The sequence below is a fragment of the Pseudomonas sp. GW821-FHT07F05 genome, assembly GCF_059418765.1.
Genome location: NZ_JBWKQL010000002.1, coordinates 252,446 through 268,076, shown reverse-complemented (window position 1 = coordinate 268,076; position 15,631 = coordinate 252,446). Strand labels below are relative to the sequence as shown.

At 62.3% G+C, this 15,631-nt stretch carries 12 protein-coding genes; 9 read left to right on the top strand and 3 right to left on the bottom strand.

The window, feature by feature from the left end; genetic code table 11:
* Positions 1–12: 12 nt before the first annotated feature.
* Both AC07RO_RS05435 and AC07RO_RS05430 read right to left on the bottom strand, forming a co-directional pair.
* A complete protein-coding gene (locus tag AC07RO_RS05435; RefSeq protein ID WP_346625989.1) occupies positions 13–1,743 on the bottom strand; it encodes an autotransporter assembly complex protein TamA in 1,731 nt (576 codons plus the stop codon).
* A gap of 66 nt (positions 1,744–1,809) precedes the next feature.
* Positions 1,810–2,460, bottom strand: coding sequence for a GNAT family N-acetyltransferase (locus AC07RO_RS05430; RefSeq protein ID WP_423571333.1), 651 nt, complete (start codon positions 2,458–2,460; stop codon positions 1,810–1,812).
* Between the two features lie 221 nt (positions 2,461–2,681).
* Here AC07RO_RS05430 and xthA point away from each other — a divergent pair, with 221 nt between their 5' ends.
* Positions 2,682–3,494, top strand: coding sequence for an exodeoxyribonuclease III (xthA, locus tag AC07RO_RS05425; protein WP_495085471.1), 813 nt, complete (start codon positions 2,682–2,684; stop codon positions 3,492–3,494).
* Positions 3,495–3,634: 140 nt separating this feature from the next.
* Positions 3,635–4,987: a substrate-binding domain-containing protein gene (locus AC07RO_RS05420; RefSeq protein WP_495085470.1), complete on the top strand. Its 1,353-nt coding sequence runs from the start codon at positions 3,635–3,637 to the stop codon at positions 4,985–4,987.
* A gap of 254 nt (positions 4,988–5,241) precedes the next feature.
* Here AC07RO_RS05420 and AC07RO_RS05415 read toward each other — a convergent pair whose 3' ends face one another.
* On the bottom strand, positions 5,242–6,474 hold the full coding sequence (locus AC07RO_RS05415; protein WP_495085469.1) for an acyl-CoA dehydrogenase: 1,233 nt from the start codon (positions 6,472–6,474) through the stop codon (positions 5,242–5,244).
* 157 nt (positions 6,475–6,631) lie between these two features.
* Here AC07RO_RS05415 and AC07RO_RS05410 point away from each other — a divergent pair, with 157 nt between their 5' ends.
* The 7 genes from AC07RO_RS05410 (at position 6,632) to AC07RO_RS05380 (ending at position 15,429) form a co-directional block, all read left to right on the top strand.
* Positions 6,632–7,579: a LysR family transcriptional regulator gene (locus tag AC07RO_RS05410; protein ID WP_133775085.1), complete on the top strand. Its 948-nt coding sequence runs from the start codon at positions 6,632–6,634 to the stop codon at positions 7,577–7,579.
* Positions 7,580–7,782: 203 nt separating this feature from the next.
* Positions 7,783–8,163, top strand: a complete 381-nt coding sequence (locus AC07RO_RS05405) for a MerR family transcriptional regulator (RefSeq protein WP_192173909.1) — start codon at positions 7,783–7,785, stop codon at positions 8,161–8,163.
* A gap of 54 nt (positions 8,164–8,217) precedes the next feature.
* Complete coding sequence (locus tag AC07RO_RS05400; protein WP_495085468.1) at positions 8,218–9,117, top strand: hydroxymethylglutaryl-CoA lyase; 900 nt, start codon at positions 8,218–8,220, stop codon at positions 9,115–9,117.
* Between the two features lie 691 nt (positions 9,118–9,808).
* Positions 9,809–10,972, top strand: coding sequence for an isovaleryl-CoA dehydrogenase (locus AC07RO_RS05395; protein WP_065990591.1), 1,164 nt, complete (start codon positions 9,809–9,811; stop codon positions 10,970–10,972).
* A gap of 16 nt (positions 10,973–10,988) precedes the next feature.
* On the top strand, positions 10,989–12,596 hold the full coding sequence (locus AC07RO_RS05390) for a carboxyl transferase domain-containing protein (RefSeq protein ID WP_495085467.1): 1,608 nt from the start codon (positions 10,989–10,991) through the stop codon (positions 12,594–12,596).
* Between the two features lie 17 nt (positions 12,597–12,613).
* Positions 12,614–13,465, top strand: coding sequence for a gamma-carboxygeranoyl-CoA hydratase (locus tag AC07RO_RS05385; protein ID WP_463581731.1), 852 nt, complete (start codon positions 12,614–12,616; stop codon positions 13,463–13,465).
* On the top strand, positions 13,465–15,429 hold the full coding sequence (locus AC07RO_RS05380; RefSeq protein ID WP_495085466.1) for an acetyl/propionyl/methylcrotonyl-CoA carboxylase subunit alpha: 1,965 nt from the start codon (positions 13,465–13,467) through the stop codon (positions 15,427–15,429). The genes AC07RO_RS05385 and AC07RO_RS05380 overlap by 1 nt, the downstream gene beginning before the upstream one ends.
* Positions 15,430–15,631: the final 202 nt, after the last annotated feature.

The following is a 15,631-nucleotide window of genomic DNA, read 5'->3' as shown; positions in this document are numbered from 1 at the left end:
AATCCCTATTCGTCACAATTCAGGTCCCATCGAGAAGTGCAGACGAATACCGCCGTCTTCATCCAATGCGTGGGCGAGGTCCAGGCGCAGCGGCCCGACCGGAGACACCCAGCGCACACCAATGCCGACGCCGGTCTTGAGGCTCGGCAGGTCCAGGGTATTAAACGAGTTGCCCTGATCGACGAACGCCGCCACGCGCCACTTTTCGGCGATGGAGTACTGGTACTCGGCGCTGCCGGCAATCATGTAGCGGCCGCCGATCTTGTCGCCGTCGGAGTTTTCCGGGGACAGCGATTGGTAGTCATAACCGCGCACGCTCTGGTCGCCACCGGCAAAGAAACGCAGCGAAGGCGGGATCGATTTGTAGCCATTGGTGGCACTGCCGCCGACCTGCACCCGCCCGAGAAAGCGGTGGTTCTGCGCCACGGTGGTCAGCCCTTTGAGCATGACCGTGCCGTGCAAGAGGTTGGCGTCCGAGCCCAGTCCTTCCTTGGCGACCTGAGTATCGAACTGCAGCCGGTAGCCATTGTGCGGGTCGATGCGGTTATCGCTGCGCAGGTATGAATAGCTGACGCCGGGCATGAGCAAGGTGCTGAGGCCTTCATCGTTGCCCAGCCGGTATTCTTCGCGCTGCCATTTCAGCGAGATCACCCGTTCCCAGCCGCTGGGCAATTTGCTATGCCACTCGGGGCCGACGGTCAGGAGCTTGCTGAGGCTGTCGGTGTCGGCGATTTCTTCATATTGGTAGCCGCCGGCGAAACGCAGTTTGTCGGTCAGGGGCGGGTCCAGCGGGATGTCGTAGAACAGGCCGACATTCTGCCGTGGCGCAGAGATTTCGGCTTCAGCGCCATAACTGTGACCCTGGGGATTGACCCAGTGGCGCGTCCAGTTGGCTTTTACCCGAGGGCCAACGTCGGTCGAATAGCCGACGCCCAGTCCCATGGTCCGCGGCTTGCGGGTTTGCAGCTGGACGTCCACCGGAATGACCTGAGCCTGGGCGTCGGTGGGCGATGCGTTGACCCGCACGCCTTCGAAATAGCCGCTCGATTGCATCGCCTGATTGAGTTCGGCGATCAGTTCGGAGTCGTAAGGCGTGTCTTGTTTGAACGGCACCATGCGCCGCAGCAGGTCTTCATCGAACGGCGCGTCGCCGCTGAAGGTCACCTTGCCAAGGGAGAAACGCGGCCCGCTGTCGTAGACCAGTTCAATGTCAGCGACACCGGCACGGGGGTCAACGGACAGGCGCTGGGTCACGAACCGGCCATTGAAGAAGCCATAGCGCGCGGCCTGGGTTTCGATCAGGTGTTTGGCGTCCTCGTAGACACCATGGTTGAGCACAGCGCCGGGTTTCAGGGCGTCGCCTTTGGGCACCCGGAAGCTTTTCAGCTGGGTGGCCTGCCCGGTCACGCGGATGGACACATTGCGCAGGTGGACGGGCTCACCCGCCTCGACCTTCAGCAGCAGTTGCAGGTTGTTGTCGACATGGCGGACTTCGCTGTCAATCTGCGCCTGATAATAGCCAAGGGCCTGAGCGGCCTTCTGCGCCTGCTCGACGGCCCCCACGCTGAAACGTTCGAGGGCTGGCTCGTCGCGCTCGCCGAGGCTGCCTACATACCCTTCGATGTTGGATTTGAGCGCGGCATTGGACGGCTTGATCCGGACCTCCAGCTGCGCATCGGCGAATGCCGCGCAGCTGGACAACATCAAGAGAAAGCCACTGGTATATCGATGGGGAAACTTCATAGGCGCGAATGCTACACGAGCGACGCGGGCTGCTGGAACCCGCTCAAATGGGGAAGCTTGCGTAGCTCAAGCCACAGAGCCCAATGAAACCTGGGGATTTGGGCGGAAAAATATGCGTTCTCGGACGGGTCCTACTTCCACTTCGCCGATTTCTTGATAACCGTGTCGATCGTAAAAATCCAGATAATGGCCATTTCCCGTGTCGAGGACGATGCCTTCCGAGTTTTTGTCCTGCCCACACCAGTCATGCAACGCCAGAAGCAACTGCTCACCATAATGCTTGCCCTGAAAATCAGGATGGACGCCGAGCAGCGGCAGCACATGAACCGCTTCCGACGGCGCACAGGCCAGCACGTCATGGTAATACTCCAGGTAGCGCTGGGTCCCGCGCAGGCCGGTGCTTATCAACATGCGAATCCGCCAGGCCCAGCTTTCGGTAATGCCCAGCCGCCGTTGGGGAGGCGCAATCAGCGCAACGCCCACCAGACGGTCCGCCACGAACAGTCCCAACGCCGGCAAGTCCTGAAGAAAGTGCTGTTTGACCAACGCACGGATGGTCGCCTTGACCCGGTGGTCATAGCCGGAGCGGCCGGATTCGAACAGGTACGCGAAACTCGGCTCCTGACGGTAGGCGAGGTACAGCAACGTGCGGGTTTCGCGGGAATAGCCGCTGTCGAGCTGACGGATCTGCGCCGTTTCGCCAGGCAGTTCAGGCATGGTGTTCGTCCTTTTGATGAGCCCCGGGGCGGTCGCTCGGGTGGCTGTCTTCAAGGCTTCGAGTCGCCGCCCGCAAGCGCAGTTCCCACGACTTGGCCGTCGATCAGAAATGCACGCCCCCCGGTTCCAATGCAGCCGAGCGAACCGGGCGCTGGCCGTCACCGGGCAGGTCGGCTAGCATCGCCGTTTGTATTTGCAAGGAGCTGCCAGGAGCGCCGCCCATGAAACTTGTGTCTTTTAATATCAACGGCCTTCGCGCCCGACCGCACCAACTGGCGGCGTTGATCGAGAAACATCAGCCCGACGTCATTGGCTTGCAGGAAACCAAGGTCTCCGACGAGCAATTCCCCCAGGCCGATATCGAAGCGCTGGGCTACCACGTGCATTTCCACGGCCAGAAGGGTCATTACGGCGTCGCCCTGCTCTCCCGTCAGCCGCCGCTGTCAATTCACAAGGGCTTCGACAACGACGACGGAGACGCCCAGCGCCGCTTCATCTGGGGCACATTCGCCGATCGCAACGGTAATCCGGTGACAGTCATGAACGGCTATTTCCCACAGGGCGAAAGCCGTGATCACCCGACCAAATTCCCGGCGAAGCTGCGCTTCTATGCAGATCTGCAGAACCTGCTGGAAACGAAATTCAGCAATGACCAGCCGCTGGTGGTGATGGGCGACGTCAACATCTCTCCGGAAGACAGCGACATCGGCATTGGCGCCGACAACGCCAAGCGCTGGCTTAAAACCGGCAAGTGCAGCTTCCTGCCGGAGGAGCGCGAGTGGCTCGCCAAACTCAAGAACTGGGGCCTGGTGGACAGCTTCCGCCACCTGTACCCGGAAGTGGTCGATCAATTCAGCTGGTTCGATTACCGCAGTCGCGGTTTTGAAGACGAGCCCAAGCGCGGCCTGCGCATCGACCTGATCCTCGCGTCCCACGGCCTGCAACCGCGCATCAAGGGAGCCGGCGTGGATTATCACCTGCGCTCCATGGACAAGCCGTCCGACCACGCGCCGATCTGGCTTGAGCTGGAATAACCGAATCATTGAATGATGAGCCGCATGGCGCCCTGCATGCGGCTTGCTCCTCCAACGCGCACGAACCCGCGATCTGTCATCTGGCCGTCATCCGCCTGTCTTATTCTCCGGCCACCTCAGCTCATATAAAGATGCCGCACATGCTGCGCACTCGCGTTTTTCTTGTCCTCTCTTCACTCCTTGCCGCCGCCCTCTCGGTAAACGCAGGCGCGGCTACGCTTCCGGCGCCGACTGACGGCTCGCCCGCCTTGCGCATTCAGGGCTCGAACACGATTGGCGCGCAGCTAGGGCCGGCGCTGGTCAAAGGCTTGCTCGCGCAGCAAGGTGCGCAATCGATACAGGAACAACCGGGCCCGCACCCCAACGAACTGCGCATTACCGCCCAATTGCCCTCGGGCCAGAACGTTAGCATCGACATCGCTGCCCATGGATCGAGCACCGGGTTTGCGGCGCTGAAGGACGGGTTGGCCGATGTGGCGGCATCCTCACGACCGATCAAGAACAACGAGGCTATCGAGCTGGCGGCCCTGGGCGATCTGCGCAGTCATGAGGCCGAGCAGGTGATCGCCATCGACGGCGTGGCAGTGATTCTTCACCCCGGCAACCCGCTGCGGGAGCTGAGTACGGCGGAACTGGCGAAAATCTTTTCCGGCGAGATCCGCGACTGGGAGCAACTGGGTGGCCCGGCCGGGGCTATCCATTTATACGCACGGGATCAACAGTCCGGCACGTTCGACACCTTCAACGAGTTGGTGCTGGCCAAGTCCGCCAAGACACTGTCGAAGGAGGTCAGGCGCTTCGAGTCCAGTGAGGAACTGTCCGACCAGGTCAGTCAGGACCGTCAGGGCATCGGCTTCATCGGCCTGCCCTATATTCGCCAGGCAAACGCCGTGGCGATCATCGACGGTGAGTCAAAACCGATGCTGCCCACGGTCAGCCTGATTGCTACCGAAGACTATCCGCTGTCGCGCCGTCTGTATTTCTACCTGCCGCCCGACTCGAGGCAGCGCTGGGCCAAGGCGCTGGTGCGGTTCGCCCAGAGTCCCCACGGCCAGTCTATCGTCGCGCAGAACGGGTTTGTGGCGCAGACGGTTCAGGCGGTGAAAGTGAGGGCGACGGCACAGATGCCGCTGGAGTATCAGAATCTGGCGCGGGAGGCCGAGCGGCTGTCGGTGAATTTCCGTTTCGCCCAGGGCAGCGCGACGCTGGACACCAAGGCGATGCTCGATCTCAAGCGCGTGGTCGAGTACCTGAAGGCCCATGACAAGCTGGATCAGAAGGTGACGCTGGCGGGATTTGGCGATGCCAAGAGCGATCCCGCGCGGGCGCAATTGCTGTCAAAACTGCGCGCCATGGCGGTGCGCCGGGAGCTGCTGAAACATCAGGTGGTGCTGCGTGACGTGCGCGGGTTTGGCGACGAAATGCCGGTGGCGGCCAATGATGGCGATGAAGGCCGAATCAAGAACCGCCGGGTCGAGGTTTGGGTGGAGTGAGGCGGTTGAGGCACGCAGCTACTGTGCAAACCATTCACTATCCTGTCGTGGGATAGCTCCGCAATCGCGCTGCGAACGGGGTCTATGTGGGAGTGAGCTTGCTCACGAAGAAGGCATTTCAGGCGCTGAAAATTTGAAAGATTCACCGACTTCTTCGCGAGCAAGCTCGCTCCCACAAATTGCTTATCATCAGAAGAATTTGCGGTGCCGCCGCGCTGGATAAAACCCTGCTCGCTGGCGACTCCGCCCATCGATCACCGATGCTCGCCGCGCATCAACTCCTTCGGCACATACTTGCCGATCTCAAACTTCCCAATGGCCGCGCGGTGCACTTCGTCCGGACCATCGGCCAGGCGCAGGGTGCGCTGCATGGCGTACATATAGGCCAACGGGAAATCGCCGGACACCCCCGCACCGCCGTGCATCTGGATCGCCCGGTCGATTACCCGCAACGCAACGTTCGGTGCAACCACCTTGATTTGCGCGATCTCGCTTTTTGCCACCTTGTTGCCCACGGTGTCCATCATGTAGGCGGCCTTCAGGGTCAGCAGGCGCGCCATGTCGATTTCCATGCGCGAGTCGGCGATCTTGTCGATGTTGCCCCCCAGTCGCGCCAATGGCCGTCCAAACGCGGTGCGCTGAACCGAGCGTTTGCACATCAATTCCAGCGCGCGTTCCGCCATGCCGACCGAACGCATGCAGTGGTGAATCCTGCCCGGGCCCAGACGACCCTGGGCGATTTCGAACCCGCGCCCTTCACCCAGCAGGACGTTTTCGTACGGCACGCGTACATTTTCAAACAGCACTTCGGCGTGACCGTGGGGTGCATCGTCGTAGCCGAACACCGGCAGCGGACGGACGATCTTCACCCCCGCCGCGTCGGTCGGTACCAGAATCATCGAATGCTGCTGGTGACGGGGGCCGTCCGGGTTGCTCAGGCCCATGAAGACCATGATCTTGCAGCGCGGGTCACAGGCGCCGGAGGTCCACCACTTGCGTCCGTTGATGACCCACTCATCGCCATCGCGTACGGCGGTCGCAGCCATGTTGGTGGCATCCGAGGACGCCACGTCGGGTTCGGTCATCGCAAACGCCGAGCGAATCTCGCCGCGCAGCAAGGGTTCCAGCCACCGCTCCTTTTGCGCGTCATTGGCATAGCGCACCAGCACTTCCATATTGCCGGTGTCCGGCGCGGAACAGTTGAACGGCTCCGGGCCCAGCAGCGAGCGGCCCATGATCTCCGCCAGCGGCGCGTACTCGAGGTTCGACAGCCCTGCCCCGAGTTCGGATTCCGGCAGGAACAGGTTCCACAACCCCTCGGCCTTCGCCTTCACCTTGAGCTCCTCCATGATCGCCGTGGGCTGCCAGCGATCGCCTTCGGCCACTTGACGCTCGAACACCGGCTCGGCCGGGTACACGTAGGTGTCCATGAAGGCGGTCACGCGCTCGCGCAGTTCCTGAACCTTGGGGGAATAAGCGAAATCCATGGGGCTGCTGCCTTCTATGAGGTGTTGTCAGGTCGTGATCCGATGCTAGAACAGCGCCCCCCATTTATCTAACCTATTCTCGGCGTGTATAAACATTCATAACCGATATATGATTCGGCGCATTCCAAACAACAAGAACTGCACGAGGCGCACAGCAATGAACCTGAGCAAGGTCGATCTCAATCTCTTTATTGTGTTTGACGCCATCTACACGGAAGCCAACCTGACCCGCGCCGGCCAGATCGTCGGCATTACCCAGCCTGCCGTGTCCAACGCCCTGTCGCGCCTTCGCGAAACCTTCAACGACCCGCTGTTCGTGCGCACCGCCCAGGGCATGGTGCCCACGCCCATGGCGCAGAACATCATCGGCCCGGTGCGCAATGCCCTCTCGTTGCTGCGGGTGTCGGTGCAGGAGAGCCGGATCTTCAATCCGCTGCAGGCCAACAAGAACTACCGCATCAGCATGACCGACCTCACCGAGGCGGTGATCCTGCCCGCGCTGTTCCAGCGGCTGCGGCGTCTGGCGCCGGCCGTGACCATTGAAAGCTTTCTGTCCAAACGCCGGGAGACGACGAAGGAACTCGCGGCCGGCCGGCTGGATTTCGCGGTGGACGCGCCGTTGAACACCGACCCGCAGGTGCGCCACGTCAAGCTGATGGAAGACCACTATGTGTGCGCCATGCGCCGCGGCCATCCGCTGGCGAACAAGGACGCCATCAGCCTGGATGACTACCTTGGCGTTGCGCACATTCATATTTCCAGCCGACGCAGTGGCTTGGGTTACGTGGATCTGGCACTGGGGAAAATGGGCATTCAGCGCAAGGTCGCGTTGCGTTCGCAGCATTACCTGATGGCCTCGCAAGTGCTACAGCAGACCGACATGGTCATGACCGTTCCCGAGCGCTTCGCCCGGCGCAACGACCTGCATTTTGTGTATCTGCCGGTGAACGACGTGCCAACCGTGGAGACGCACCTGTACTGGCACGAAAGCACCGACCAGGACCCGGCGAACCGCTGGATGCGCGAGCAGATTATCGAGCTTTGCCAGTTGGTGACCGCGCAGGAGCGCAAGCTGGGCAAAACCCTTGAAGCAGCGGTGAAGTAGACCTTTGGGTTCCGGCCAGTAGCAACGGATGCACGCGGTCTTACAATTTGGTGTTCCAGCCAGTAGCAACGGGTGCACGCGGTCCTACATTCAAAACGCGGTCCTACGATTGGCAAAAGCTGTCCAGTGTTTGATGACGCCGCTTGACGTTAACGTAAAGCCCAACTTACGTTACGCCCATGCCTTCCGTATCGAGCACTGCCATGACCGCTACCACCTACAGCATCTCCGACCTTGCCCGCGAGCTGGACATCACCACCCGCACCATCCGTTTCTACGAAGAACAAGGCATGCTCAGCCCCGAACGCCGCGGGCAGGAGCGTATTTACTCCCCCCGTGACAAGGTCACCCTCAAACTCATCCTTCGCGGCAAACGCATCGGTTTTTCCCTGGCCGAGTGCCGCGACCTCATCGGTCTGTACGATCCCACTGGGGGCAATCACAAACAGTTGAGCACCATGCTCGAGAAAATCGCCGAGCGTCGCGCTCAACTGGATCAGCAGCTCCTGGACATTCAGCAAATGCAGCTGGAGCTCGACACCGCTGAAGAACGCTGCAAAGCCGCGCTGGAAATGTCCAGCTGATTCAACCAGATAACCCAATAACCTCAAGTAAAACCTCTCAGGAACGATGCCGATATGTCTCTCCCTCAGCGTGTGCGTCTGGTCGAAGTCGGCCCTCGGGATGGTCTGCAGAACGAATCCCGCCCCGTTAGCGTCAGCGACAAACTGCAGCTGGTGCATGACTTGGCCGACGCCGGTGTCAGCTATATCGAAGCGGGCAGTTTCGTTTCGCCGAAATGGGTGCCCCAGATGGCCGGCTCCGCCGAACTGTTCGCCGGCATCCAGCGCAGGGACGGCGTGACCTACGCCGCACTGGCGCCTAACTTGCGGGGGTTCGAAGACGCCCTTGCTGCTGGCGTGAAAGAAGTGGCCGTATTCGCCGCCGCATCGGAATCGTTCTCCCAACGCAACATCAACTGCTCGATCAGCGAAAGCCTGGACCGCTTCCTGCCGATCATGGAAGCCGCGCGCCTGCACGGCATCAGCGTTCGCGGCTACGTGTCCTGCGTGCTCGGTTGCCCCTATGAAGGGGACATTGCGCCGAAGCAAGTGGCGGCAGTCGCCAACGAGCTGTTCGCCATGGGCTGCTACGAGGTGTCCCTTGGCGACACCATCGGCACCGGCACGCCGGGGGCCACCCGCACGCTGTTCGACGTGGTCGCCGGGCAGATCCCCCGCGGCAAACTGGCCGGGCATTTCCACGACACCTATGGCCAGGCGCTGGCCAATATTTACGCCAGCCTGCTGGAAGGCATTCAGGTGTTCGACAGTTCCGTGGCCGGCCTCGGCGGCTGCCCTTACGCCAAAGGCGCAACCGGCAACGTGGCCAGCGAGGACGTGGTTTACCTGCTGAACGGCCTCGGCATCGAGACCGGTATCGATCTGGACAAGCTCATCGCAGCAGGCCAGCGCATCAGCGAGACCCTCGGACGGGCGAACGGCTCGCGGGTGGCAAGAGCACGTCTGTCGGCCTGATGTGCGACAAGTTGTCACACAGTGTTACCCTGCCCGCAATCGCGTTCAGGGAAACGGGTAACACGGAAACACCTGGCGACAGATTCAACAGTGAATCCAGGCCGGTGGAGTCCGCAAAACCCCGAAAACCGGGACTTTCCTAAAGTTGGCATGGCTTCTGCTATGTCTTACGTACAACAAAAATAACAAATGCAATAACCCAATAAAAACAAGACGTATCGGCTCTGACATAACAAGAACAACACGGACAGAGACGCAGCTAACTGATTTTTTTGGAGTGGATCGCTCTACTTGAGGCCCTGGCCTCATGACCGGACTGAGAACAATAAAACTGCGTTCAGGCAGCTACCAGACGAGTCGGATCGAAAGATCGAAGCGGATCAGCGCTCAAAAAAATACGTTTGCTCTTGGCCCCGTTTGGGGGTCGCTCAGAAAAGCAAAAGAGGCTGGCTGACAAAAACAACAACAGGCCACCTGACAATAAAAACGAGCATGCAATCGAACTTGAAGGGGAGCCCAGGCTCCCCTTCGTGCTATCCGGCATTTGTAAACCTCTCCCCCTTCCGTTATCCCCCGGGCCAATGCCTCGTTCCCGTTGACATCAGCATGACCGCAGGCTTACGTTAACGTAAAGGTGCACATCATCTTCCCCCCCCTGACAGCCCTCCAATAACAACACGGGATGCAGTTCATGAATTACCCCACGCTCAACTTCGGCCTCGGCGAAACCCTCGACATGCTGCGCGACCAGGTGCGCGCCTTCGTCGCTGCCGAGCTCGCCCCGCGCGCTGCACAGATCGACAAAGACAACCTCTTCCCCGCCGACATGTGGCGCAAATTCGGCGACATGGGTCTGCTGGGCATCACCGTCGATGAGCAATACGGCGGCGCGGGCCTTGGCTATCTGGCCCATGTCATCGCCATGGAAGAAATCAGCCGGGGCTCCGCCTCCGCAGCGTTGTCCTACGGCGCCCATTCCAATCTCTGCGTCAACCAGATCAATCGCAACGGCACGCCCGAACAGAAAGCCCGCTACCTGCCCAAACTGATCAGCGGCGAGCACGTCGGCGCTTTGGCGATGAGCGAACCCAACGCCGGTTCCGACGTGGTGTCGATGAAGCTGCGCGCCGACCGACGGGGCGACCGCTTCGTCCTCAACGGCAGCAAGACCTGGATCACCAACGGCCCTGACGCCAATACCTACGTGATCTACGCCAAGACCGACCTGGAGAAAGGTGCCCACGGCATCAGCGCGTTCATCGTCGAGCGCGACTGGCACGGCTTCTCGCGGGGCAACAAGTTCGACAAGCTCGGCATGCGCGGCTCCAACACCTGCGAGCTGTTCTTCGATGACGTCGAGGTGCCGGAAGAAAACCTGCTCGGTGCGCTGAACGGTGGCGTGAAGGTGCTGATGAGCGGCCTGGATTACGAGCGTGTCGTGCTCTCCGGCGGGCCGGTCGGGATCATGCAAGCCTGCATGGACGTGGTGCTGCCCTACATTCACGACCGCAAACAGTTCGGCCAGAGCATCGGCGAGTTCCAGCTGATCCAGGGCAAGGTCGCCGACATGTACACCCAGCTCAACGCCAGCCGCGCCTACCTGTACGCCGTGGCCCAGGCCTGCGAGCGCGGCGAGACCACGCGCAAGGACGCCGCCGGGGTGATCCTCTACGCCGCCGAACGGGCGACACAGTTTGCCCTCGACACCATCCAGATTCTCGGCGGCAACGGCTACATCAACGAATTCCCGGCCGGACGACTGCTGCGCGACGCCAAGCTCTACGAGATCGGCGCCGGCACCAGCGAGATCCGCCGCATGCTGATCGGGCGTGAGCTGTTCAACGAAACCCGCTGACCGCTCCGGAGGCCCCATGACCACTCTGCACACCCAGATCAACCCGCGTTCGCCGGAATTCGCTGCCAACAGCGACGCCATGCGCACGCAGCTCGACGCGCTGCACAGCCTGCTCGACCACGTTCAGCGCGGCGGCGGTGCCAAAGCTCAGGAACGCCATACCTCCCGGGGCAAATTGTTGCCCCGGGAGCGAATCAATCGCCTGCTCGACCTCGGTTCGCCCTTCCTCGAACTCAGCCAGCTCGCCGCCCATGACGTGTACGGCGAAGACGTCCCGGCTGCAGGGCTGATCGCCGGCATTGGCCGGGTCGAAGGCGTCGAATGCATGATCATCGCCAACGACGCGACGGTGAAAGGCGGCACGTATTACCCGCTGACGGTGAAAAAACACCTGCGCGCCCAGACCATCGCCCAGCAGAACCGCCTGCCGTGCATCTACCTGGTGGACTCCGGCGGCGCCAACCTGCCGCGCCAGGACGAGGTGTTCCCGGACCGCGAGCACTTCGGCAGGATCTTTTTCAACCAGGCCAACATGAGCGCCGAGGGCATCGCCCAGATCGCGGTGGTCATGGGCTCCTGCACTGCCGGCGGCGCCTATGTGCCGGCCATGGCCGACGAAACCATCATGGTCCGCGAGCAGGCGACGATCTTTCTCGCCGGGCCGCCGCTGGTGAAAGCCGCCACGGGCGAAGTGGTCAGCGCCGAAGACCTCGGCGGCGCCGACGTGCACTGCAAGGTTTCGGGGGTGGCCGATCACTACGCCGACAGCGACGACCATGCGTTGGCGCTGGCACGACGCTGCGTGGCCAACCTGAACTGGCGCAAGCTCGGCCAGTTGCAGACCCGCCCACCCCAGGCGCCGCTGTATGCCGATGACGAGCTGTACGGCGTGATCCCGGCAGACGCCAAGCAGCCGTTCGACGTGCGCGAAGTCATCGCGCGTCTGGTGGACGGTTCGGTGTTCGATGAATTCAAGGCGCTGTTCGGGACCACGCTGGTCTGCGGCTTCGCCCACCTGCACGGTTACCCGATCGCCATCCTCGCCAACAACGGCATCCTCTTCGCCGAAGCCGCGCAGAAAGGCGCGCACTTCATCGAACTGGCCTGCCAGCGCGGCATTCCGCTGTTGTTTCTGCAGAACATCACCGGCTTCATGGTTGGCCAGAAGTACGAGGCCGGCGGCATCGCCAAGCACGGCGCCAAGCTGGTCACCGCCGTCGCCTGCGCGAAGGTGCCAAAGTTCACGGTGATCATCGGCGGCAGCTTTGGCGCGGGGAACTACGGCATGTGCGGCCGCGCCTACGACCCGCGCTTTCTGTGGATGTGGCCCAACGCGCGGATCGGCGTCATGGGCGGCGAACAGGCCGCCGGCGTGCTGGTGCAGGTCAAGCGCGAGCAGGCCGAACGCAGCGGCCAGACCTTCAGCGTCGAGGAGGAAGCCGCGTTGCGCCAGCCGATCCTCGATCAGTACGAGCATCAGGGGCACCCCTGGTATTCCAGCGCCCGGCTGTGGGACGACGGTGTCATCGACCCCGCGCAGACCCGCGACATTCTCGGCCTGGCCATCAGCGCCTCGCTCAACGCCGCCATCGAACCGACCCGCTTCGGCGTGTTCCGGATGTGACCCGAGAGAATCGCCCCATGAATGATTTCGCCACCCTCGACATCGCCCTCGACCCACGAGGGTTCGCCACGCTCTGGCTCAACCGGCCGGAGAAAAACAACGCCTTCAACGCGCAGATGATTCGCGAGCTGATCATCGCCCTCGACCAGTTGCAGCGGGACGACAGCCTGCGTTTTCTGCTGTTGCGCGGACGCGGCCGGCACTTCAGCGCCGGCGCCGACTTGGCCTGGATGCAGGAGTCGGCCAACCTCGATTACAACACCAACCTGGGCGACGCCCGGGAGCTGGGCGAGTTGATGTACAACCTCGCCAAGTTCAAGGCGCCGACCCTCGCCGTGGTGCAAGGCGCTGCTTATGGCGGCGCACTGGGCCTGATCAGTTGTTGCGACATGGCCATCGGCGCTGAAGACGCGCAGTTCTGCCTCTCGGAAGTGAAGATCGGGCTCGCCCCGGCGGTGATCAGCCCGTTCGTGGTGCAAGCCATCGGCGAACGTCACGCGCGACGCTATGCCCTGACCGCCGAACGCTTCGACGGCACCCGGGCGCGGGAAATCGGCCTGCTGGCCGAGTGTTACCCCGCCGCCGAGCTTGAGCAGCACCTGGAACACTGGATCGCCAACCTGCTGCTCAACAGCCCCCAGGCCATGCGCGTCAGCAAAGACCTGCTGCGTGAAGTTGCCGACGGTGAGCTGACCCCTGCCCTGCGCCGTTATTGCGAGAACGCCATTGCGCGCATTCGCGTCAGCGCCGAAGGCCAGGAGGGTCTGCGCGCGTTTCTGCAAAAGCGCGAACCGGCCTGGCGCGGCGAACCCGGCACGCTGTCTCAAACACCACAAGCCCTGCGAGCCCCACAAGGAGAGTCGCACTGATGAGCGTCCCCCACACACAACCGCTTAATTCGGTGCTGATCGCGAACCGGGGCGAAATCGCCTGCCGAGTCATGCGCACGGCCAAGGCCATGGGCCTGACCACCGTTGCCGTGCACAGCGCCACGGACAGCAACGCGCGGCACGTCCGTGAGGCTGACATCGCGGTGAACCTCGGCGGCAGCAAGGCCAGCGAGAGCTATCTGCAGAGCGACAAGCTGATTGCAGCCGCCAAGGCCAGTGGCGCCCAGGCCATCCACCCCGGTTATGGGTTTCTCTCGGAAAACGCAGGCTTTGCCCGCGCGGTCGAGCAGGCAGGCCTGATCTTCCTCGGCCCCCCTGCGTCGGCCATTGACGCCATGGGCAGCAAATCGGCGGCCAAATCGCTGATGGAAACCGCTGGCGTGCCGCTGGTGCCCGGCTATCACGGCGATGCGCAAGACGCCGCAACCTTCCGCGAAGCGTCCGCCCGCATCGGCTACCCGGTGCTGCTCAAAGCCACGGCTGGCGGTGGCGGCAAGGGCATGAAGGTGGTTGAGCGCGACGAGGACCTGGCCGAAGCGCTGGCCTCGGCACAACGTGAGGCGCAGTCGTCGTTCGGCGATTCGCGCATGCTCGTCGAAAAGTACGTGCTCAAGCCGCGCCACGTGGAGATTCAAGTATTCGCTGACCAGCACGGCCACTGCCTGTACCTCAACGAGCGCGACTGCTCGATCCAACGCCGTCACCAGAAAGTCGTCGAAGAAGCCCCCGCACCGGGCTTGACACCGCAGATGCGTCAGGCCATGGGCGAAGCGGCTGTGCGCGCGGCCCAGGCGATCGGCTACGTCGGCGCGGGCACGGTGGAGTTTCTGCTGGACGCCCGTGGGGATTTCTTCTTCATGGAAATGAACACGCGCCTGCAAGTCGAGCACCCGGTGACCGAGGCGATCACCGGGCTGGACCTGGTGGCCTGGCAGATTCGAGTGGCCCAGGGCGAGCCGCTGCCGATCACTCAGGCCGAGGTCCCCCTCAACGGCCACGCGATTGAAGTGCGACTGTATGCCGAAGACCCGGCCAACGACTTTCTCCCTGCGACCGGAACGCTGTCGCTGTATCGCGAATCAACTGAGGGGCCGGGACGTCGCGTGGACAGCGGTGTGGCGGAAGGTGACGAGGTTTCGCCGTTCTACGACCCGATGCTCGGCAAACTGATCGCCTGGGGGGAGACCCGCGAACAAGCGCGTCTGCGGCTGCTGGCGATGTTGGAGGAATTCGCCATCGGCGGCCTGCGCACCAATCTTGCGTTTCTGCGCCGGATCATCGCGCACCCGGCTTTCGCTGAAGCGGAACTGGACACCGGGTTTATCCCTCGCTATCAGGAGGAGCTGCTGCCAGCGGCTGAGGGTTTGACGGAGGCGTTCTGGCAACTGGCGGCGCGGGCTTACCTGAGCACCGCGCCAGTGGCGGTCAGAACCGACGACGCCCATTCACCCTGGTCAACCACCAACGGCCTGCGCCTCGGCGGTCCTGGCGAAATGACGTTGCACCTGGCGTGTGGCGCCGAAACCCGGAGCATCGTGCTGCGTGGTGACTCGCAGCAAGGCGTTCGGCTGAACGGCGAGCGCCTGTTGATCGAGCGGGACGGGGTGCGTCACCAGACGATTGCAATTCGTCGGGCCGACACGCTTTACCTGCAATGGCAGGGCGACATACACGCCATTCAACAGGTTGACCCGATTGCCGAAGTGGATTCCAGCCACGGGCACCAGGGCGGCCTCACCGCGCCCATGAATGGCAGCATCGTTCGGGTGTTGGTCAGCGTGGGCGAACAGGTGCAAGTCGGTACACCGCTGGTGGTCCTGGAAGCGATGAAAATGGAACACAGCATCCGCGCGAACACGGCGGGGACCGTCGCAGCGCTCTGTTGCGCCGAAGGCGAGATGGTCAAGGAAGGGACAGTGCTGGTGGAGTTGGCCGCTGAATAAATGTCAAAACCCCGGTGGGATCGGGCGTGAACGCGAATGTAGGACCGGCTTTAGCCGGGAAGACGTCAGGTGGCGCACCGCAAAATCGATGGCGTTCACAATGGCCCCTTCCCGGCTAAAGCCGGTCCTACAACGATTCGTGTGTCCAATGAGATTGTGTGCGAACGCAAATGTAGGACCGGCTTTAGCCGGGAAAGCGGCA

Excerpts from the sequence above, each read along its gene's own strand:
- AC07RO_RS05435 (WP_346625989.1), bottom strand. The coding sequence starts at position 1,743 with ATGAAGTTTCCCCATCGATATACCAGTGGCTTTCTCTTGATGTTGTCC.
- AC07RO_RS05430 (WP_423571333.1), bottom strand. The coding sequence starts at position 2,460 with ATGCCTGAACTGCCTGGCGAAACGGCGCAGATCCGTCAGCTCGACAGC.
- xthA (WP_495085471.1), top strand. The coding sequence starts at position 2,682 with ATGAAACTTGTGTCTTTTAATATCAACGGCCTTCGCGCCCGACCGCAC.
- AC07RO_RS05420 (WP_495085470.1), top strand. The coding sequence starts at position 3,635 with ATGCTGCGCACTCGCGTTTTTCTTGTCCTCTCTTCACTCCTTGCCGCC.
- AC07RO_RS05415 (WP_495085469.1), bottom strand. The coding sequence starts at position 6,474 with ATGGATTTCGCTTATTCCCCCAAGGTTCAGGAACTGCGCGAGCGCGTG.
- AC07RO_RS05410 (WP_133775085.1), top strand. The coding sequence starts at position 6,632 with ATGAACCTGAGCAAGGTCGATCTCAATCTCTTTATTGTGTTTGACGCC.
- AC07RO_RS05405 (WP_192173909.1), top strand. The coding sequence starts at position 7,783 with ATGACCGCTACCACCTACAGCATCTCCGACCTTGCCCGCGAGCTGGAC.
- AC07RO_RS05400 (WP_495085468.1), top strand. The coding sequence starts at position 8,218 with ATGTCTCTCCCTCAGCGTGTGCGTCTGGTCGAAGTCGGCCCTCGGGAT.
- AC07RO_RS05395 (WP_065990591.1), top strand. The coding sequence starts at position 9,809 with ATGAATTACCCCACGCTCAACTTCGGCCTCGGCGAAACCCTCGACATG.
- AC07RO_RS05390 (WP_495085467.1), top strand. The coding sequence starts at position 10,989 with ATGACCACTCTGCACACCCAGATCAACCCGCGTTCGCCGGAATTCGCT.
- AC07RO_RS05385 (WP_463581731.1), top strand. The coding sequence starts at position 12,614 with ATGAATGATTTCGCCACCCTCGACATCGCCCTCGACCCACGAGGGTTC.
- AC07RO_RS05380 (WP_495085466.1), top strand. The coding sequence starts at position 13,465 with ATGAGCGTCCCCCACACACAACCGCTTAATTCGGTGCTGATCGCGAAC.